Source organism: Paenibacillus sp. LHD-117, assembly GCF_030929555.1.
In the GTDB taxonomy this organism is placed as follows: domain Bacteria; phylum Bacillota; class Bacilli; order Paenibacillales; family Paenibacillaceae; genus Pristimantibacillus.
In genome coordinates, this window is record NZ_JAVFVT010000005.1 from 38241 (window position 1) to 57318 (window position 19078).

Genomic DNA, 19078 nt, shown 5'->3' on the forward strand with positions numbered 1-19078 from the left:
GGATTACAGCTCCGACTGCCGCAGACGCATCGTTTCCGGCGGAATCATGAACGTCTCCGCATATTCCTTGCGCGCTTCGAGGCCGCGAACGCGGGCCAGCGACTTGTAGTAGTCCATGTAGTTAAACGACTTGCTGCCCGTCACGAACCAATGCGTCGACAGCGCTTCGATCCACAGGTCGAACGCTTCCTGGTTGAAATCCACATAGACGTAAGGAACATAACCGACCGCATCCTCCCAGTTCTCCCCGTAATAAAGCTTGGCGGCAAAATGGGCCGGCTGTTCGCGCTCCATCGCGCGCAAAGCCGCGAAGTAACGCGCATCGTTAACGATGCGGTGCGTCGTCGCGTGATCCTTGTGCATGCTGTTGCAGTGATGCGTGATGATGATGTTCGGCTTTACTTCGCGAATGACGTCGCACACGCGCAAGCGGATTTCTTGGTCGTCCGGAATTTCGCCGTCGGGAATTTCGAACACGCGCGCTTCGCCGCCGAGCATACCGGCAAACGTATGCGCTTCGCGAATTTTCTGCTCCCGATATTCGTTCACGTCCTGCCCGGCCGGCACGCCGCGTTCCCCCGCGGTCAGCGCTAGCGTGGCGATTTTGTCGCCTTTGAGGTAATGGCTCGCAAGCACGCCTCCGGCTACCAGCTCAACGTCTCCTACGTGCGCGCCAATGCCTAGTATCGTAATCGGTTCTCTTTCGCTCATGGTCCAAGCTCCCTTCTCATCGTGGCGAATGTCTTCGCCGTTCTGAACCCGGCCCGTTCATAGATGCGCAGGGCAGGGTTGTTGCTGCCTGTATAGAGGGACATATAATCCGTTCCTATCGATTGGAAAGCTTCGCACAAGCGGAAGAAGAGGCTGGAGCCGAGTCCATGCCCCTCATGTTCGGGATGAACGCCGATTCCCGCAAAATAACCCCGTCCGTTCGCCTGCCGAACGACCGGTCCGGCGAAGCCGACTGCCCGTCCATGCCGCGCTGCGATAACGACGGGCGTGCCGTCTTCGAAGCTGCGGCCGATCTCCTTCCGCCAGAGCGGATTGCCTAGCGCGTCCAGCATTTCGCCCACGCCTACATGCCGTTCCGCATCCAGCATCTCCACCCGGTAACCCGAAGCGGCTGCCTTCTCTTCCTTCGCCAGAATGCTCTCCGGCACCTCGAAGCTACCTAGCTGCAGGTACATCGCGCACTGAATGGCGCGTTCGACGTAACCGCGGCGAGTCAGCGCCTCGTGCAGCAGGCTTCCCGTCGGAACGCCGGGGGCGTTGTTATGCTCATGCCCCGCCGTGTCCGGGATGTACCAAGGCAAATGCATCGGGTTGAAGAACAGCGTATCCGCCTGTTTCTTGCCGAGCTCCGCGAATCTAGTCTCCAGCGCGGCGATCATCGCGTCTGCCTTTTCCGCATCTTCATGCCCCTGTGCCATCACGACGCAAGTCACATACCCTGCAACGTCGCCGAGCGGGAGATCGTCTCCGGTGCAGCCGCACGCAAAGCCGACCACGCGCCCTTCTTCAAGCCAGACGAACGTGCTAAGCGGATCGAAATACGCGTTGCCCGTCACGATGCCCGCGAACGACTCCTCCGTCATTTCCTTGTAGCCGTCCTTGACGGCGGCTTCGTTCCATAACGCGATGACTTCAAGCGTATAGCGGTCGTTCCATGTCGCGATCATGTTGTTCCTCCTCCTGTTGCGTAGGATCAGCCTTTGACCGCGCCGACCGTTACCCCTTCAAGGAAGTAGCGCTGCAAGCTGAAGAACAGAATGAACATCGGCACGGCCGAGATCGTCGCTCCCGCCATCATCGGCGCGAAATACGTCGTGTTGGCGAAACGGAAGTTTTTCAGACCGACTTGAATCGTCTGCATATCCATCGTGTTCGTGACGAGGAACGGCCAGAAGAACGTGTTCCACGTTTCCATGAACGTCAGGATCGCCATAACGGCCATAACGGTCTTCGAAAGCGGCATGATGATCGTAACGAGAATCTTGAACTGGCTGGCACCCTCTACCTTGGCGCTTTCCAAGATTTCTTTCGGAATGGAGCTCATGAACTGCTTCGCCAGGAAGATGTTGTACACCGTTACGAGCGATGGCAAGATCAAGGCGCTGTACGTGTTCTGGATTTCGAAAATATTCACGATCAGGATATACAGCGGCACCTGCGTCACTTGGTACGGGATCATCATCGCCGCGAGCAGAACCGCGAACAGGATGCTGCGCCCTCTAAACTGGATTTTGGAGAACGCATATCCCGCCATCGTCGCAAAAATCACGTTCGATACCATGACCACTGCAGCTACGACAAGCGAGTTCCAGAGCCACCGGTACGAATATTCGCTGAAGTTGAAGAAGAACTTATAAGACTCCAGAGAGAACTTGCCGGGCCAAATGGAATAGCTGACCGCTCCCGCCTCGATGGGATCCCCGAAGGAAGACATGATCATGAAGTAAATCGGGAACAAAGTCGCGAGCGCAAATAGCAGAAGGAGGATCACAATGATCGTGTTTCGTGCGTATCTGACTGTGCGATTTCCCAAATGGTTGTTAAACAGGGCCATATCGGGTCCCTCCTTCTCCTAGTATTCCACGTCTTTGCCCAGGAATTTGAACTGGATAAGCGCGATAATGCCGATCATCAAGGCAAGCACGAGCGATTGTGCCGCCGCTTTGCCGAACTCGAAATATTTGAACGCGGTATCGAAAATAAGCAAGCCGACCATCGTCGTGGAATGGTCCGGACCGCCGCCCGTCATCAGGTAAGCGTTCTGGAATACTTGGAACGAACCGATGACGCCGGTCACGAGCAAGAAGAGCGTAGTCGGCTTCAGGCATGGAATGACGATGTGCCACATTTTCTGCCAGAAGGATGCTCCGTCGATGTCCGCCGCCTCGTAGTAGCTCTCGTCAATGCCAAGCAACGCAGCCACATAGATAATGATGCTCGTGCCGTGGCTGGACAGCCAGGACATGAACACAAGCGAGAACATGGACGTCGAGCTCGAGCCTAACCAATTCTGATTCTCGATGCCGAAGAGGCTGATCAGTTGGTTCAGAATGCCGCCCGGCAGCGGATCGTAGATCCAAAGCCATACCACGGACAATGCCACGCCGGATGCGACCGCAGGCAAATAATAGATCGCCTTGAAGGTCGTCTGCGCCCATTTCTTAAGCGGCATGATCATGATCGCGACCGCGAAGGACAAGATCAGCGCCACCGGAACCGTAAGCAGCGTATAAAAGGCCGTATTCCAGACCGCTTTCCCGAACAGCTCGCTCTTGAAAATATCCGCGTAATTGTCAAAGCCAATGAAGGTCGAACCTAGAGGCGCGTATTCTTGAAAACTTATAATAAATGCGCTAATAACGGGATAGGCCGTGAACAGCGCGTATCCGATCAGAGCGACCGCGATAAAGGCATAGGCCCATGCGCTGTCTCCCCGATTCAAGCGATTCTTGATGGTTGATGTCCCTCGTGCCATCTTGCAGGACTCCTTTCACTACCGCATCCTTCTTCTAAAACATAGAACGGATAGCCCCCCGCTTTTCGGGGCGGCTATCCGAGCGCAAATCAAACGCTTATACGACCCCATCCGCGCCGAACGTGTCGACCGCAGCTTTTTTCACCGCTTCAAACATTTCTTCCGGCGTAATCTCTCCGGCTAGCAGGGCTTGCAGCTTCGGAATAATGACTTCGTTCTCGAGTTTGATCGCATCCGCCGCCAGATCCGTAGGAATCTCGCGCGCTGGAGGCGCTTGTTTCAAGAGCGCTTCGTCAGCAGCGATGTTGTCAGGGTTACGGCCCGTATCAACGCCTTCCGCCGCTTTGCGTGCGCTGTCCGTGATGTGGGACAAGAACAGGTCCGTGTTCGTTGTTGCCGCTACTTGGCCGCTCGCCAGGAAGTAAGCTGCTTTCGCTACGTTCGCCGCATGCTCGGCAGTCGGCTCTTTCTTGCCGCGGAACGCGACGTAACCGTCGACTACCGCATGGGATACAGCTGGCTGACCTGCGAACGATGGCATTGGAAGAACGATATATTCCGCTTTGATGCTGTCCGCTACGGCGCTGCCGTCGTTTGCTTCGATCTTCTTATTATTCGTGTTAGCCGAGTTCTCGAATACGGCAAGTCCTTTGCCCGTAATCATCGTCTGGCCGGTCAGGAACATGTTCCAACGTTTGCCTGCGTCAATGGAGCCCAGCTCCTTCGGCATGGAACCGTCGTCGATCAACTCGCGGATTGATTTCAGAACCGTCAGGTATTTCTCGTCGGTATACGCATATTTGTTATCTTCAGTGAACGGATACGGCATGCCCGCGCCTTTCACTAGAATACCCAAGTAGTCCTTGGAAGCTACGCCCGCTGTCGCGAATACGAAGCCGTAACGTTTGGTTGCGTCGCCTTCTTTCACAACGCCTTTTTTGATCGCTTCGCGGAACTCGTCGTAAGTCCAGCCGGATTGCTGTACTTTTTTGTAATCGATGCCCGCTTCCTCCAGGAACTGCTTGTTGCCGCCGATGGAGTGAACGGCGAGGTAAGCCGGAAGCCCGTATTGCGCGCCTTCCTTCGTCATGTAGCCGTACGGAATTTCGTCGAAGTCCGCTACCATCTCAGGCGTCAAGTGTTCCTTGATGTCCATCATCATGCCAAGGGCGGCATACTTCGCGATGCTCTCGGAGTTCGTGAAGGCGAGATCCGGAGGGCTGCCCGCGTTAACTTGCGTGTCCAGCTTCTGGGTCATGTCTTCCCAGCTTGCAGGCTCGATTTTCAAAGTCAGGTTCGGATAAAGCTTGTTGAAATCCGCTTCCATTTGCTTGAAGTTTTCTTGGTACTTCGGCGACACCGGCGGAAGCAAGGCCGTGATCGTGTCTTTCGCCGCCGGCGCTTCGCTGGAAGCGCTAGGGCTTGTGCCCGGCGAGTTGCTTGGCGAATTGCCCGGGGCGTTGTTGCCGTTGCCGGAGCAAGCGGATAACGCGCCTACGGATAACGTGAGAGCAAGCAGGGTTGTAGCAAATCTTGTTTTCTGTTTCATTGCTAAGATCCTCCCTTTAATGAAATTCTATATATACGATCCTGCCCAAAATGATCCGGCTGACGGCCATAGTCGGCGGCTCAGCGCGGCTCGTTCCGAGAAATATGAGTAAGGTATCCCTATAAACTTATACCTTACTTCTATTTCAAGCAACCTTATATGACTTTGGAGCAGACGCGTATAGCCTTCTTCAGGTTGCCGCCGCATTCCGTCAGCACCCTCTTCGCCTCGCCGGCGTTCAGCCCGGACTTGATCATCATGATCGCGAGCTTGCAATCGAGAGACGATTCCTGCAAGTATTTCTCCGCCGTCGCTTCGTCCACGCCAGTTGCCGTCTTGATGATGCGCAAGGAGCGGTCGAACAGCTTCTTGTTGCTGGCTTTGAGGTCGACCATCAGATTGTTGTACGTTTTGCCGAGCTTCACCATCGTGCTCGTCGTCAACATGTTGAGCACCAGCTTCTGCGCCGTTCCGGCTTTCAGCCTCGTGGAGCCGGCGATGACCTCCGGTCCGACGACCGGTGCGATGCAAATGCTCGCCGCTTCTTCCAGCTTCGTGTCCTTGTTGTTCACGACGCCGATCGTAACCGCGCCGACCTCTCCGGCTCTGCGAAGCGCTTCGATGACGAATGCCGCGCTTCCGCTTGCGGAAATGCCGATGACGGCATCCTTGTTCGTCACGCCGATGCGATCGATAAGCGCTCTGCCTTCCTCGCCATCGTCCTCGCAGCCTTCAACGGGCACCCGCAGCGCCGAATCTCCGCCGGCGATATACCCTTGAACGAGCGACGGGTCGACGCCGAACGTCGGCAAGCACTCCGAAGCGTCGAGCACGCCGAGCCTGCCCGATGTTCCCGCTCCGATGTAGAACATTCTCCCGCCGGTGGACAATGCCCGATAAAGCGCTTCCACAGCACGCGCGATCTGGGGAATTTCCGCGCCGACCGCTGCCGGCACCTTCGCGTCCTCCTGATTCATAAGCGCGAGCATCTGCTCCGTGGACATCTCATCGATCATCGCCGTTTCGGGATTAATCCCCTCCGTCGTCAAGCTTGCAAGATAGTCATTCATCGTGATTCCCCTAACGTGATCATGTTTGGGAATGAAACGTCCCATGTGATCGATTTCCTTCATGCTGTTCGTGTTGTTCTTGATGATGTTTAGCATAGCTCTATATTAAGAATTTATTTCAGGGACGTCAATAGATTTTGAAATAAATTTTTAGTGTGGAATAAATCATTGGCATTTTATATCACAATTTGTGCGGTTTGCACAAACACTGTCGAACCAGCAGCGGCGCGGGTTTACGGCGTTTTCGCAGGTAAGCGTATTCATGGTCCGCACGTTAAAATTTCCAGTGATTACGGTTGCAAAACGATAGACTCGTTTGAGCTTTTCGGGCTTTGGAGTAAAAAATCATTGCGATTAAGTCTTGACGGTAGGAACAGTTAGTCGTCACCTGTCACCTGAAATTCCTGCAAAAGTACATTATTTACTCGCCATCCGTTACTCACAGACGAAATTCCTGCTAAAATGCATCATTTTTCTGCTGATCAGCGCCTACGCGCCCTTACGGAGCAGAAAATGATGCACATTCGCATCAACTTCCCTATCTCGCGACATTATTGGAGAAAATTGATGTACAGTTGCATCAATTCCTCAGTCTTTGACTAGATAGACGCCTCGAACCGGTGGCCACGCAAGCTCAAATTGCCTCAACGGCGACGCGCCTACCGAATGAAGGCTCCTCTTGTACGGATTACGGCGGCGCGGCGATGTAAAGACGGTTTGGCCTACCCTGCCACGGCGATCCGCCGCAAACCGGGCTGGGCCGTAATTGCAGTCGCAGCAAAGAGAAGCACTCCGTACCTGCCGGTAGGAGTGCCCTGTTTTGTACCTATAAAACTATTGCCGTCATTCGGCCGCAAGCCCGCCTACCTCCTGCGCTTGTTCGAAATAATGTTGCGGCTCTTCGACAGGTACTTCTTCACCTGCTGGTAATCGGCGCTCGCCACGCCGGCGAACAACATGTCGATGATAGTGAGCATCGCGATGCGCGAGCCCATGGCGCCGCTTCGGATCGAAATCTCCGGCGTCGAGATGCTGAGGAGGGAGTCCGCTTTCTCAGACAGCTCGCTCTTGCTGTACTTCGTAATGGCCACGATATGCGCGCCGTTCTTCTTCGCGATGTCCAGCGAATCGAGAATCTCCACCGTATCGCCGGAATTGGAGATGAAGATCGCAACGTCCTCCTTTGTCAGAAGGGATGCCGCCGTCAACTGGCTGTGCCCGTCGGTGAAGGCATGGCAAATTTTGTTGATGCGCGTGAACTTCTGCTCCGCGTCCTGGGCGACGAGGCCCGAAGCGCCGATGCCGAAGAACATGAGCCGCTTGCTCGTCTGAAGCGCCTTGATCGCGCGGGCGACCGACGCCCGGTCCAGGACGCTCATCGTGTCCTCGATGGACCGCATATTGTTCCGGCCAATGTTCGCGATGATCGTCCCGAGATCGTCGCCCGGCTGAATATCGGTATATTGTTCGCCCGCCTCCTCGTCCATGGAACCGAGCGAGGCTGATATGCTTACGATAAAGCTGCGATAGCCGTTATAACCCATCGTCTTGCAGAAGCGCAGCACGGAAGCGTCGCTTGTTTTGCTGCCTTGCGCGAGGCTCTTGATGGACAGATGGGGTATCTCCTCTTTGTTCGCCAGAATATACTCCGCTACGAGCCGCTCGACCGGCGTCAGGCTGTCCTTCCTGTCCCGGATCTTGATCAATACGTTATCGTTAATCGCCATATGACGTTACCTGCCGTTTCGTAGGTTTTATCGACGCCAAGGTGAAACGGCTGGCGCCTTCTTTTGGCGGCGCAGCGCGTTTCATTCCGAGAAATATAAGCCCAGTATAGGTGAAACTTATACTTTCTTATATTTAAAGAATGTTTTCTGGTTAGTATGGGCCGGGAGTTTCGCATTCTTATGTGGTTAAATAGTATACGGATTCCTGCCAAATTACAAGTGTTTGCATCGGAGATGTGGACTTTTTCACGGACGATTGTCCGGTTCCGTGCAGAGGGGCGCCGCCATCTTCTTGCCGAGCAAGCAAACGCTTCATGGAAACGCCAATAATCTAAAATATTATTTCAAAATATTATTATCATTTTGATACTAAAATTGCAACTATTATTGTCGCAAAAACTCACCCTATGCTATAATGGCCTCAAATCGACATGTGTTTTCCAACGCGCTACTTCGCCAAAGGTCGGCGATAGCCGTTTCGCCTTGATAAACGCGCAAAGGATGAGTGACATGGACAAAGGACTCAAAATCGCCATTATCGGTGCGGGCAGCACCTATACGCCCGAGCTGATGGAAGGCATCATTAAGCGCAAAAACGCGCTCCCGCTGGTCGAGCTGGCGCTGATGGACATCGACGAGCGCAAGCTCGGAATCGTGGGCGGGCTTTGCGAACGCATGGTGCAAGCCGCGGATATGAACTGCAAGGTCGTCAAGACGATGGAGCTGGACGAGGCGCTGACCGGCGCGGACTTCGTGCTCGGACAGATTCGCGTGGGCAAGCTGCCGGCACGCGTGTTGGACGAACAAATTCCGCTCAAATACGATCTCATCGGCCAGGAGACCTGCGGCATTGGCGGCTTCTTCAAGGCGATGCGCACCATCCCCGTCATGCTGGACATCGCGAAGCGCATGGAGCAGCTGTGCCCGGACGCTTGGCTGATCAACTTCTCCAACCCGGCCGGCATCATTACGGAAGCGATTCTGAACCATACGAACGTCAAGATGCTCGGTCTCTGCAACGTTCCTTACAATATGTACAAGAGCATTCACGAGACGATGGAGCTCCCGAACGCCGAGCTGACGTACGTCGGCCTCAACCATCTGAGCTGGATTACGGCGATCGAGCAGGACGGCAAGAACTACTTGAAGGACGCGCTGGAGATGGGCCTGAACAGCGAAACGATGAAGAACATCCCGTCGAGCGGCTTCAGCAAGGAGCTCGTCCAGCTGGTCGGCGCGATCCCGTCCTCCTATATGGAATATTACTATTTTAAGGACAAGAAATTAAAGCTGCTCAAGGAAAGCAAACAATCCCGCGGCGAAAAATGTATGGACATCGAAGAGGAGCTGCTCGGCATTTATTCCAACGCGGAGCTGCACGAGAAGCCCGAGCTGCTGGCTTCCCGAGGCGGAGCCAATTACTCCGAAGTCGCGATCAGCCTGGTCGACGCGATCTACAACGACAAGCAAGAGGTCCATGTCGTCAATCTGCTGAACGGCGGAGCGCTTGATTTCATGGAAGCGCGAGACGCGGTCGAGGTCGCGGCCGTCATCGGCAAGGACGGCGCGAAGCCGATTCGCATCGCTGACTTCGCTAACCGCCACATCGTCGACTACATGCGGATGGTGAAAGCCTACGAGCGCGAGACCGTCGCGGCGGCCGTCGAAGGCAGCGAGGAAGCGGCGATGCGGGCGCTCATGATGAATCCGCTCGTCGTCGATTACGACAAGGCGCTGGCCTGTTTCCGCGAGCTGAAGGAAGCGCATCGGGCTTACTTGCCTCAATTCAATAACGCGTAAGGAGCTGGAACCTGCCATGGGCAACTACGTCATTGGCGTCGACGGCGGCAATAGCAAAACGGACTATTATTTATTTGATCTTGAAGGCCGACGGAAGGACCATATCCGCTCCGGCACCTGCAGCCACGAGCAATTCCCGGAGGGCTACGCCAAAGCTTATCAGGTCATGAACGAGCAGATTACGGAGCTGCTGGCTCGGAACGGCCTGACGATGGAGGATGTCGCGGCGGGAGCGTTCGGACTCGCGGGGGCGGATATTCCTTCGCAGAAAGAGCAGCTGAACGCCGTCATCGAGCGGATCGGCTTCGCCCGCTTCGCGATGGACAACGACTCTTTCCTCGGCATCAAAGCCGGCTCCGCCAAAGGCTACGGCATCTGCTCGATCAACGGCTCCGGCGTCTGTACCGGCGGCATCTCGCCTAGCGGGAGGCGCCTCCAGGTCGGCGGCGTCGGCAGCGAGCTCGCCGGCGATGAAGGCGGTGGCTTCTACTTGACGCGCCGCGTGCTGCGCGCGATCTACGACGGCTTCTACCGCCTCGGGCCCGAGACGAGCATGACCCCCCGCGTGATGGAACTGATCGGGGCGGCTGGCAAGGAAACGTTCATGGACCGCGCCCTGGAAGGAATGGTCGCCCGCAGCCTGCCGTATACGGCGATCGTCACGACGCTGCTAGAAGCCGCGGAGCAAGGCGACCCGGTCGCGTCCGGCATCGTCGACCACTCCGCTCGCCAGCTGGCCTACTCCACCGTCGGCTGCATGAGCCATCTCGACTTCGACGACGGCGAGCCCGTCGACATCGTCATGGCCGGCTCCGTCTGGTCGAAGGCGGCATCGCCGGTCATGCGCGAGCGCTATAAGCTCCTCGTCGCGGAGCTGACGGGCCGCGAGTGCCGCTTCATCCTACTGCAAGAGCCGCCGGCCGCTGGCGCCGTTCTGTGGGCGCTGGAGCTGGCGCTGGGCGGTCCCGTCGGCGCGGAGCTTCGCGCGAAAGTAATCGACGCGGTAAGCTAATCGAACGGATCCAACGGCAAAAAGGGATTGCTCCTTCGCGGAGCAGTCCCTTTTTTAACCGTATCAACAATATTTCGGCTTATGGCCTAAGCACACACGATCACTAGCGGACGCTCCGCATTTAGCGTGACCGGCTCGACGAACCGGATTTCGTCTCCCTCGGCGAAGAAAGCCGCCGCAGAGTCTCCGGATTCGATGCGGACGATCGTTTCGATTCGCTCCTTCGGCAGGCGAACGGCCTTCAGCTCCAGCTTCCCTCCCAGCACATGAATGTCGATCCGCCCGTCTGTTTGCCCGTACGTGCCCCAGCCCATGTCGAGCGACCAAATGACGCTGAAGCTGCCGCTCTCCGTATACAAGGGTTTGAAGCCGATCATTCCTTCGACCATATCGTATTCGAATCCGCTGAAAGCCTGCAGCAAGGAGTAGCTGGCCATGGATCTGGCATAATTGCTGCCGCATTCGATCTCGTTCCACGGATTGCGTTTCTCGCCGTCGTAACGGTCGCGAATGGCTTGAACGATCGAAAGACCTTCCTCGACGAAACCCTCTTGGATCATATGCGATGCCGCCTGGTATTCGAAACCCGTCATGGTCTCCGTGTTGTAGGTGAGCGGTATAGCCGGTTTGCTTACCCCCTTCGGCCATGCGCAAATCACGAGTCCTCCCTCGTCATTCAGCGAGTAGAGCCGCCACGTATTGGCTTCATGCCGCATGCTGGTTTTGAAATTATGCCGGTACAACGATTCCAGCGCCCTGCGCGTTTGGTTCTTATCGAATATTTCGCCTAACCCGCAAAGATTGGCGTGCCACTGGGCAACCACTTGATCGATCGCGCAGCCTTCCGCAATCTGGTATTTGATTTCGTCCCGCTCTTTGTTCCAATACGAATTCACGGCTTCGTCGCCGAACGGATCGAGCAATAATTTATCAGATAAGGCGATGCGTTGAACGTAGTACTCTCCATTAAACAGATGCTCGTCGACCCACTGCTTGCCCTTGCGGAAAATGGTTTCGAATTCGTCCGCGGTCGACTGCTCGCCCAAAAATGCCGCCATTTCGCTCCCCGCCTTCAGGGCGGCCAAATAAAATCCGCTTAACCAGGAATTCGGGCCATACAGCTCCATGTCCAAAGTGTGATGCTGCCTGCCCGTGAGTACGCCCGTCTTGCCCGGATCCCATTTGTCCTCGTTGCTCTCGGCCCAAGCATACGTAATGGACTGTTTGATCGCCGGCCAGTTCGATCGAAGCCAATCCGTATCCCCGGAAATTTTCCAATCGCGGTACGCTTTGACGACCCCGCCGAACTGGCCGTCGGCGCAGGCGCGGGCATCCATTCTTTCTCGCCCGAGCGGAAGCATCAGACGGAAAGACATTCTGCCGTCGGCGCGTTTGTTGTAGGCGAAGTCCGCGTCCCGCATGCCGCGTTCCAAGCGAGGAAACAAGAACGGGAGCGCGTAGGCGTAGTTCCAAACATGCGTGCAAGAGCCTTCGCAGCAGCCGATATTCTCGATACATCCTTCAAAGCCGTAGAATGTGCCGTCGGTTAGGCGCAAAACCGTCGGGGATTTCAGCACCGACAAGTTTGCGGACACCGCGTCCTTGACGACATCCGGCACTGTGGACGAGAACAAAGCCTCTTTGAATTTGAGCGTATCCCCGAGAAGGCGGTCCCAATGGTCGAACGCATAGTTCGCGACCGCCGCGGAATCCTCGAACAACGTCGCGTAATAATTCCGCCAGCCGTTCGGGCCTGCCGGATTTGGGTTCCAATGATTCTCCACGTTCGGGAAATGCCAGCTGATCGCGAATCGGACCTTCTTCTTCTCGCCCGGTCCGAGCTCGACATGCGCGGCAAGCGATGCTGTATCTTTCCTGGCCATGGGGGGCTTGTCTTCGGGGTATTGCCGGTTGGTCAGCCTGCCGGGCCGCGCGAAGTCGTGCCAGAACATCTCCAGATTGTCGCACCAGCCGCCGCGATACCAGAATTCCTGGTAGCTGACCTCCTCCGCGTCTGTCGCGAGGGTCATATCGCCGAAGGACACGTGATCGTCGGCGAATTGGGCAGAGCCTAACTGAATCATGTGAATGGCTTGGCCGCGATCGCCTTCGCTGACGCTGTATCGGTGATAGACCTTCTTCGTCGGAATCGGGTTGCCCGCGGAGAGGCAGATCATATAGGTTGTTGGCTCGTCGTTCGTATTCTCGATCTCCCATTCGAAGAATGCCGCCGGAAGACTCGAATCGTCCTCTTGCAACGGAATGAACGGGTTGAATGCCGTCAAAGCGACGCGCCCCGGGAACGCCGGTTCTTCGAACGTCATCTCCGCTACCGGAAATTCCCCCTTGAACGCGACCTCCCGGAAGTGGGGCATGCCCGCCATCGTCTGGGATTCCGGACCAAAGCCATACCCGCTATGCAGATTGGCGCCGCGGATAGGCTCCCCCATATATGGAGCCTGCACGTCTCCGTTCAAAATCCGCGCATCAAGCAGCTTGCCATTCCGTTCCGCTTTGACGGCAAAGTGGCTAAAACCGTTGAAGCTCCTTTTGTTCGGACGGTTGAATATTTCCCAATCGACAAGCCTGCCGTTGCCCGCCAAGCCGATGCTCCCGCTTCCTATCCCTCCTAGAGGGAAGCTGATTTCTCTTGTTTTTGCGCCTTTGTATACGTTTTCCACACATTCAACCTCTTTCCGTTCATGGTATACTAACAACGGATATTTTCTTAATCATAACGAATAGGCGCTCGCGCGCCTTTGTCAATAAACCGCTTTTTTTATGTAAAAAACGATTGAAATCCAACCGTGAAAGAAGTGGACATGCCATGATCCTTGAGAAACAAGTCATCGCCCCCTATACTCGCATCGCGGGCTACGCGATCCGTCCCCCGTTTTTTCTGGGCGAACGCAGCTTGCTGGACTACATCCTTTTTTTCGTCAAAGAAGGCGTGTTCGAAATACGGCTGGATGGCCGTACCCATACGCTGAAGGAAGGCGACTTCTGCCTGCTTCAGCCCGGCGACATCCATACGATCAAAGGGATTACGGATACGAATAATCCGTACGTTCACCTCGATTTTTTCTATAATCCGCTCCGTGAGCGCAGCTTCGTCACCTATCCCGGCCAATTGGACATGACCCCCTACGCCTCCTATATGCAGCCCAGGCTCCATGACTGCGAGGCCGTACGGATACCGTTCAAGCTGGAATTCGTCCATCCGAACAAGATGCGGGATCTATTGTTCAAAATGATCGATTGCTGGCAAGAACAAACTTACGCGGGGATTATGGAAGCCAATCAGCTTGCGCACGAATGGATCGCCGCGCTGCTCAAACAATATATGAAGCCCCAGCAAGACTCGCTTTCCCAACAACCGTTCTTGAACTGGATCACGGCCTATTTCGCGTTTCATATCTCCGAACCGATCAGCGTCGGCGATATGGCAAAAAAAGCCGGGCTTTCGCCCTCCCGATTCTCCGTCGTCTTCAAGCAGCATTTCAAGATGACTCCCTACCAATACTTGTTGAAGCTTAGAATCGAATATGCCCAGGAATTGCTTAGAGACGGACTCTCCCTTCAACAGGCGAGCGAATACTGCGGCTTTTCGGATGTCCACCATTTCTCCAAGACGTTCAAATCCGCGACCGGCGTAAATCCGGGGTATTACAAGAGAAACCGGGACTGCCTTTTTTGAAGGCGTAGCCCGGAATGTCTTTTCGACAAAAAACAAGTATAGTTTTTTCAATAACATCTATGATCTCTTGGGTAGTTCGCCGCGCCAAGGCGTTTTAAAATGTAAGTGCTTTCATTTTTGATTAGCGCTTTACTACATTTTTAAGGGGGAATGTATCCAAATGAATCGAAAGCTACGGCCGATCCTCTCGCTTCTTCTCGCGGCTGCTTTGCTGCTGCCATCAGGCTGGCTCGCGCCGGCGGCGGAAGCGTCTGCACCGGAAATACCAGTTATCCTGTATCATCGGGTTGTCGACAACGCGACGGATGATTGGACTCATACCAGCTTAGACGATTTTAAAAAGCAGATGAAATATTTGAACGACAATGGCTATGACACGTTGTCCGCGGAACAGTACGTAAACATTCTTGAAGGAACGGAGCAGGCTCCGGATAAGCCGATTCTGCTTACCTTCGACGACGCCACGCCCGATTTCATCACCCATGCGCTTCCGGTTTTGAAGCAATATGGCATGAAATCCGTTCAATTCGTCATCAGCGATTGGATCGGCGGCGGCTATAGCATGTCGACCGAGCAATTGGAAGCACTTACGGACGAGAGCAGCGTCAGCCTCCAGAATCATTCCAAGACGCATAACGGAACCAACGACTCCGCGGCTGGCGAAGTTTGGACGAGCCAGATCACCAAAGAGCAAGCAGTTGGCGAGATTGCGGCGACGAATACGTATCTGCATGGCATAACAGGCAAGCAGCCCGTACTGCTTGCTTACCCTTACGGCGCCTACAATGCTAATGCTGAGGCTGCCGCCGAAGAGAATGGCATCAAGTACGCCTTCAAGGTCGGTTATCCGAACCAAGGCGATTATGCGATGGGGCGTCACTACATGAAGAGAAACACGACCTTAAGCCAATTCGCAACAATGGTTGGCGGACCTGCTCCTACGGAACAAGCGGATACGATTACGGTGTATCACGAAACCTTTTCAGGCGGCAAAGGACTTGCCTTCCAATCCGGCGGCGCATCTTTGACTCCCGTCACCGGGAAAGTTTTTGCCGGCAACGATGACGGAGCGGCTTTGTATGTCAGCAACCGCTCGAATACATGGGACGCGGCCGACTTCAAATTCGCCGACGTCGGCCTCGCGAATGGAGAAACCTATACGGTAACCGTTAAAGGCTTCGTCGATGCAGACGCGGTCGTGCCATCCGGCGGGCAAACGTTTCTCCAAACCGTAAACAGCTACAAATGGCATGCTGGTGCGGACTTCATCGCCGGTTCCGCCTTCACGATGACCAAGGATATAACCGTCGACACGAGCAAAGATACGGCCCTGCGCGTGCAATCGAACGAAACCGGCAAATCGGTTCCCTTCTATATCGGGGACATCCTGATTACGAAGCCAGCGGACCAGTCGGGCATTAACGCCGACTTCGAGAACGGCATTGGCGCTTGGAAAATCCGAAGCAACAGCGGAGGCGGCAGCGTTGAAGGAACGGTTGCCGACAACCACACTCCAAGCGGTGCCAATAGCCTGAAAGTAACCGTTTCGACGCAATATAACGGTCCGATCCTTGATGTCATGGGCAAAATGCACCGAGGACATAAGTATCGTTTGTCGGCATGGGTGAAGATGGCTCCCGGCCAGGCGGCGACTTCGCTTCGCATCAGCGTCCAGAGCGGAGACAGCACCTACACGAACGTATCCGCCAATTTGACGGCAATGGATGGGCAATGGGTAGAGCTGTCGGGCGAGTATACCGTGGCAACTACTCCATCGGTATTGAATGCTTATGTAGAAACGGCGCAAACGCCTGCCGCGCCTGTAACTTTCTACATGGATGATTTCAAAATCACCCATCTCGGAGCCGTAGCGGCACCTAAGCCGATCCAGAACCTGACGCCGATCAAGGACGTCTACGCTGACGATTTCCTGATCGGAACTGCGGTTGGCGACGCGGAATTCGACGGTACCCGTCTGGAACTGCTGAAGAAACACCACAACGTCGTGACGGCGGAGAATGCCATGAAGCCGGACTATGTTTATAACACAAGCAGGGAGTTCGACTTTACGGCCGAGGATGCGCTAGTAGCCAAGATCAAAGAGCATAACCTCCTGCTGCACGGACACGTGCTCGTCTGGCATCAGCAGATGCCGACCTGGCTGAGCACGGCGGCAGACGGCACGCCATTGAGCCGAGAAACGGCTCTCGCCAATTTGCGCACCCATATCGAAACGGTAATGGAGCATTTCGGCGATGATGTGATTTCATGGGACGTCGTCAACGAAGCGATGAACGACAATCCTTCCAATCCGGCGAACTGGAAAGCCTCGCTGCGTAACTCCCCATGGAAAGCCGCCCTTGGAGAAGATTACGTCGAGCAGTCCTTCCTGATCGCAAGAGAAGTGCTTGACGAGCATCCGAACTGGAACATTAAGCTGTACTACAACGACTACAACGACGACAACCAGAATAAAGCGACCGCTATCGCAAATATGGTGAAGGAGCTCAATGACAAATATGCCCTAACGCATCCCGGCAAACTGCTCATCGACGGCGTCGGCATGCAGGCGCACTATAATCTCAACACGAAGCCGGAAAACGTAGAAATGTCATTGAAGCGGTTCATCGACCTTGATGTAGAGGTCAGCGTAACCGAGATCGACCTTACGGCTGGCAGCAATTCCGTCCAAACGGAAAAGGAAGCAAAGGCGCAAGGTTATCTGTACTCGCAGCTCATGAACATTTACAAGAAATACGCGGCTAACATCGCGCGAGTGACCTTCTGGGGATTAAATGACGCGACGAGCTGGAGAGCCTCGCAGAGCCCGCTGCTGTTCGACAAGGACCTGCAAGCGAAACCGGCTTACTACGGCGTCATTGATCCGGATACGTTTATCGAGGAAAATCCTCCTGCGGATATCACCATTAATCAATCCACCGCCAAATACGGCACGCCGGTCATCGACGGGACGATAGACGGCATTTGGAGCCAGACAACCGAAATTCCGATCAATCGATTCCAGATGGCTTGGCAGGGAGCAAGCGGAACGGCGAAAGCGCTATGGGATGACAGCTTCCTGTACGTGCTGTTCCAGGTGAACAACGCCGAGCTGGACAAATCAAGCACGGACGCGTATAAACAAGATTCCGTCGAAGTGTTCCTGGACCAGAACAACGAGAAAAGCTTCTCCTATCAAGCCGATGACGGACAATATCGCGTGAACTATGACAACGAGACTTCCTTCAACCCTGCGAGCATCGCGGCAGGCTTCGTATCGGCCACCAAGGTATCCGGCACCAACTACACGGTTGAAGTGAAGATCCCTTTGTCGAAGGTAACGCCGGCAAACGATACGAAGCTAGGTTTCGACGTACAGATCAATGACGGCAAAGCCGGCGATCGTCAAAGCGTCGCGTCATGGAACGATACGACAGGCCAAGGCTATCAAGACACATCCGTTTACGGCGAGCTGACGCTGATCGGCAAATCTGCGAATCCAAGCGATTCGACCGGCGGCATCTTTATCCCTTCCGCAGGCAAAGTGGAGGAGACGGTCGACGGGATTGTCATCACGCCTGTAACGAAAACCGAAGGGAATCGCGTAACCGGCCAAGTGTCCGATGACAATTTGAAAAAAGCGCTGGAGCTGGCCTCTCCCGCGGCCGATGGCAACAAACAAATCTTCATCGAAGTGCCGAAGCAAGGAGGCGCGAACGCCTATGAAGTTCAATTGCCGGCTCAAAGTTTGAACGGCGAACAAAACTTCGAGCTGAGGATGCAGACCGAATTGGCAACGCTCGCGATTCCGAGCGACATGCTGTCGGATACGGCGGAGAACGCGGTTCCGATAACCATTCGCGTAGCGAAAGCTTCAACGGAAAACCTCGATGCGGCAACGCTCGAGAGCATCGGCAACCGTCCGGTTCTCGATTTAAGCGTCATCGTCGGAAACGAAACCATGGAATGGAACAACCCAAGCGCTCCCGTCACGATTTCGGTTCCGTATGCGCCGACGGCGGATGAGCTCGCCAATCCGGATTCGATCGTCGTCTGGTACATCGACAGCAACGGAGTCGTGACGGCGATTCCGAACGGCCGGTACGATGTTGCAACCGGAACGGTGGTCTTCCAAACGACACATTTCAGTACGTATGCGGTAGCCTCCGTCGTCAAGAGCTTCGGGGACTTGTCGAACGTGCCATGGGCGATGCAAGCGATCGAGGCCATGGCTGCGCGCGGCATCATTAAAGGCATCTCCGAGGATACCTTCTCGCCATCCGACTCCATCAAGCGGGCAGACTTCATCGCTCTTCTTGTAAGAGCGCTGGAGCTGCAAGGCTCGGTCGAGATCGAGGAGATGTTCAGCGACGTCCTTGCAACCGATTATTATTATGACGAGCTGGCGATCGCGGTAGAGCTCGGAATCGTTTCCGGCTTCGGAGACGGTACTTTCAGACCGGATAACGCGATCTCCCGGCAAGATATGATGGTGCTCGCGGCAAGAGCGCTGGCTGCAGCCGGCATGTCGCTTGAAGGCGGCGGATCTTTGGACGCTTATTCAGACGCGGCAACCGTTTCCGAATACGCGGTCGACAGCGCTGCAAGTTTATCGGAGTCCGGCATCGTGAACGGCAAGAACGGCAAGCTTGCGCCTAACGATTCGCTTACCCGCGCCGAAGCGGCCGTCATACTGTACCGCATCTGGAGCTTGTAATCTGCTAACTAGGGGTTAA

Annotated in this window: 12 protein-coding genes; 4 read left to right on the plus strand and 8 right to left on the minus strand. The window is 55.1% G+C overall.

What is annotated here, in order from left to right:
• Positions 1 to 3 precede the first annotated feature (3 nt).
• The 7 genes from RB620_RS04880 to RB620_RS04910 all read right to left on the minus strand — a co-directional run bounded on the left by RB620_RS04880 (position 4) and on the right by RB620_RS04910 (position 7833).
• Positions 4 to 711, minus strand: a complete 708-nt coding sequence (locus RB620_RS04880; RefSeq protein WP_308092424.1) for a PIG-L deacetylase family protein — start codon at positions 709 to 711, stop codon at positions 4 to 6.
• Positions 708 to 1679 (minus strand): GNAT family N-acetyltransferase, encoded by a 972-nt coding sequence (locus RB620_RS04885; RefSeq protein WP_308092425.1) that lies wholly within the window; start codon positions 1677 to 1679, stop codon positions 708 to 710. Before RB620_RS04885 ends, RB620_RS04880 begins: the two co-directional genes overlap by 4 nt.
• A gap of 26 nt (positions 1680 to 1705) precedes the next feature.
• Positions 1706 to 2566, minus strand: a complete 861-nt coding sequence (locus RB620_RS04890) for a carbohydrate ABC transporter permease (protein ID WP_308092426.1) — start codon at positions 2564 to 2566, stop codon at positions 1706 to 1708.
• An 18-nt stretch (positions 2567 to 2584) separates the two neighbouring features.
• Positions 2585 to 3487 (minus strand): carbohydrate ABC transporter permease, encoded by a 903-nt coding sequence (locus tag RB620_RS04895; RefSeq protein ID WP_308092427.1) that lies wholly within the window; start codon positions 3485 to 3487, stop codon positions 2585 to 2587.
• A gap of 97 nt (positions 3488 to 3584) precedes the next feature.
• Entirely contained in the window at positions 3585 to 5036 is a 1452-nt protein-coding gene (locus RB620_RS04900) for an ABC transporter substrate-binding protein (RefSeq protein ID WP_308092428.1), read from the minus strand.
• Between the two features lie 155 nt (positions 5037 to 5191).
• Positions 5192 to 6106 (minus strand): N-acetylmuramic acid 6-phosphate etherase, encoded by a 915-nt coding sequence (gene murQ / locus RB620_RS04905; protein WP_308092430.1) that lies wholly within the window; start codon positions 6104 to 6106, stop codon positions 5192 to 5194.
• An 863-nt stretch (positions 6107 to 6969) separates the two neighbouring features.
• Positions 6970 to 7833, minus strand: coding sequence for a MurR/RpiR family transcriptional regulator (locus RB620_RS04910; RefSeq protein ID WP_308092431.1), 864 nt, complete (start codon positions 7831 to 7833; stop codon positions 6970 to 6972).
• Positions 7834 to 8343: 510 nt separating this feature from the next.
• Between RB620_RS04910 and RB620_RS04915 the strand changes: the two genes are divergently transcribed.
• Together RB620_RS04915 and RB620_RS04920 are read left to right on the plus strand one after the other, a co-directional pair.
• A complete protein-coding gene (locus RB620_RS04915) occupies positions 8344 to 9633 on the plus strand; it encodes a 6-phospho-beta-glucosidase (RefSeq protein ID WP_308092433.1) in 1290 nt (429 codons plus the stop codon).
• Positions 9634 to 9649: 16 nt separating this feature from the next.
• The gene (locus RB620_RS04920) at positions 9650 to 10645 is read left to right on the plus strand and encodes an N-acetylglucosamine kinase (RefSeq protein WP_308092434.1); all 996 of its coding nucleotides are present in this window, start codon (positions 9650 to 9652) and stop codon (positions 10643 to 10645) included.
• An 86-nt stretch (positions 10646 to 10731) separates the two neighbouring features.
• Here the strand turns inward: RB620_RS04920 and RB620_RS04925 are convergent, their stop codons facing one another.
• Positions 10732 to 13326: a GH116 family glycosyl-hydrolase gene (locus RB620_RS04925; RefSeq protein ID WP_308092435.1), complete on the minus strand. Its 2595-nt coding sequence runs from the start codon at positions 13324 to 13326 to the stop codon at positions 10732 to 10734.
• A 146-nt stretch (positions 13327 to 13472) separates the two neighbouring features.
• Here RB620_RS04925 and RB620_RS04930 point away from each other — a divergent pair, with 146 nt between their 5' ends.
• A complete protein-coding gene (locus RB620_RS04930) occupies positions 13473 to 14342 on the plus strand; it encodes a helix-turn-helix domain-containing protein (RefSeq protein ID WP_308092436.1) in 870 nt (289 codons plus the stop codon).
• 160 nt (positions 14343 to 14502) lie between these two features.
• The gene (locus RB620_RS04935) at positions 14503 to 19059 is read left to right on the plus strand and encodes an endo-1,4-beta-xylanase (protein WP_308092438.1); all 4557 of its coding nucleotides are present in this window, start codon (positions 14503 to 14505) and stop codon (positions 19057 to 19059) included.
• The last annotated feature ends 19 nt before the right edge of the window (positions 19060 to 19078 follow it).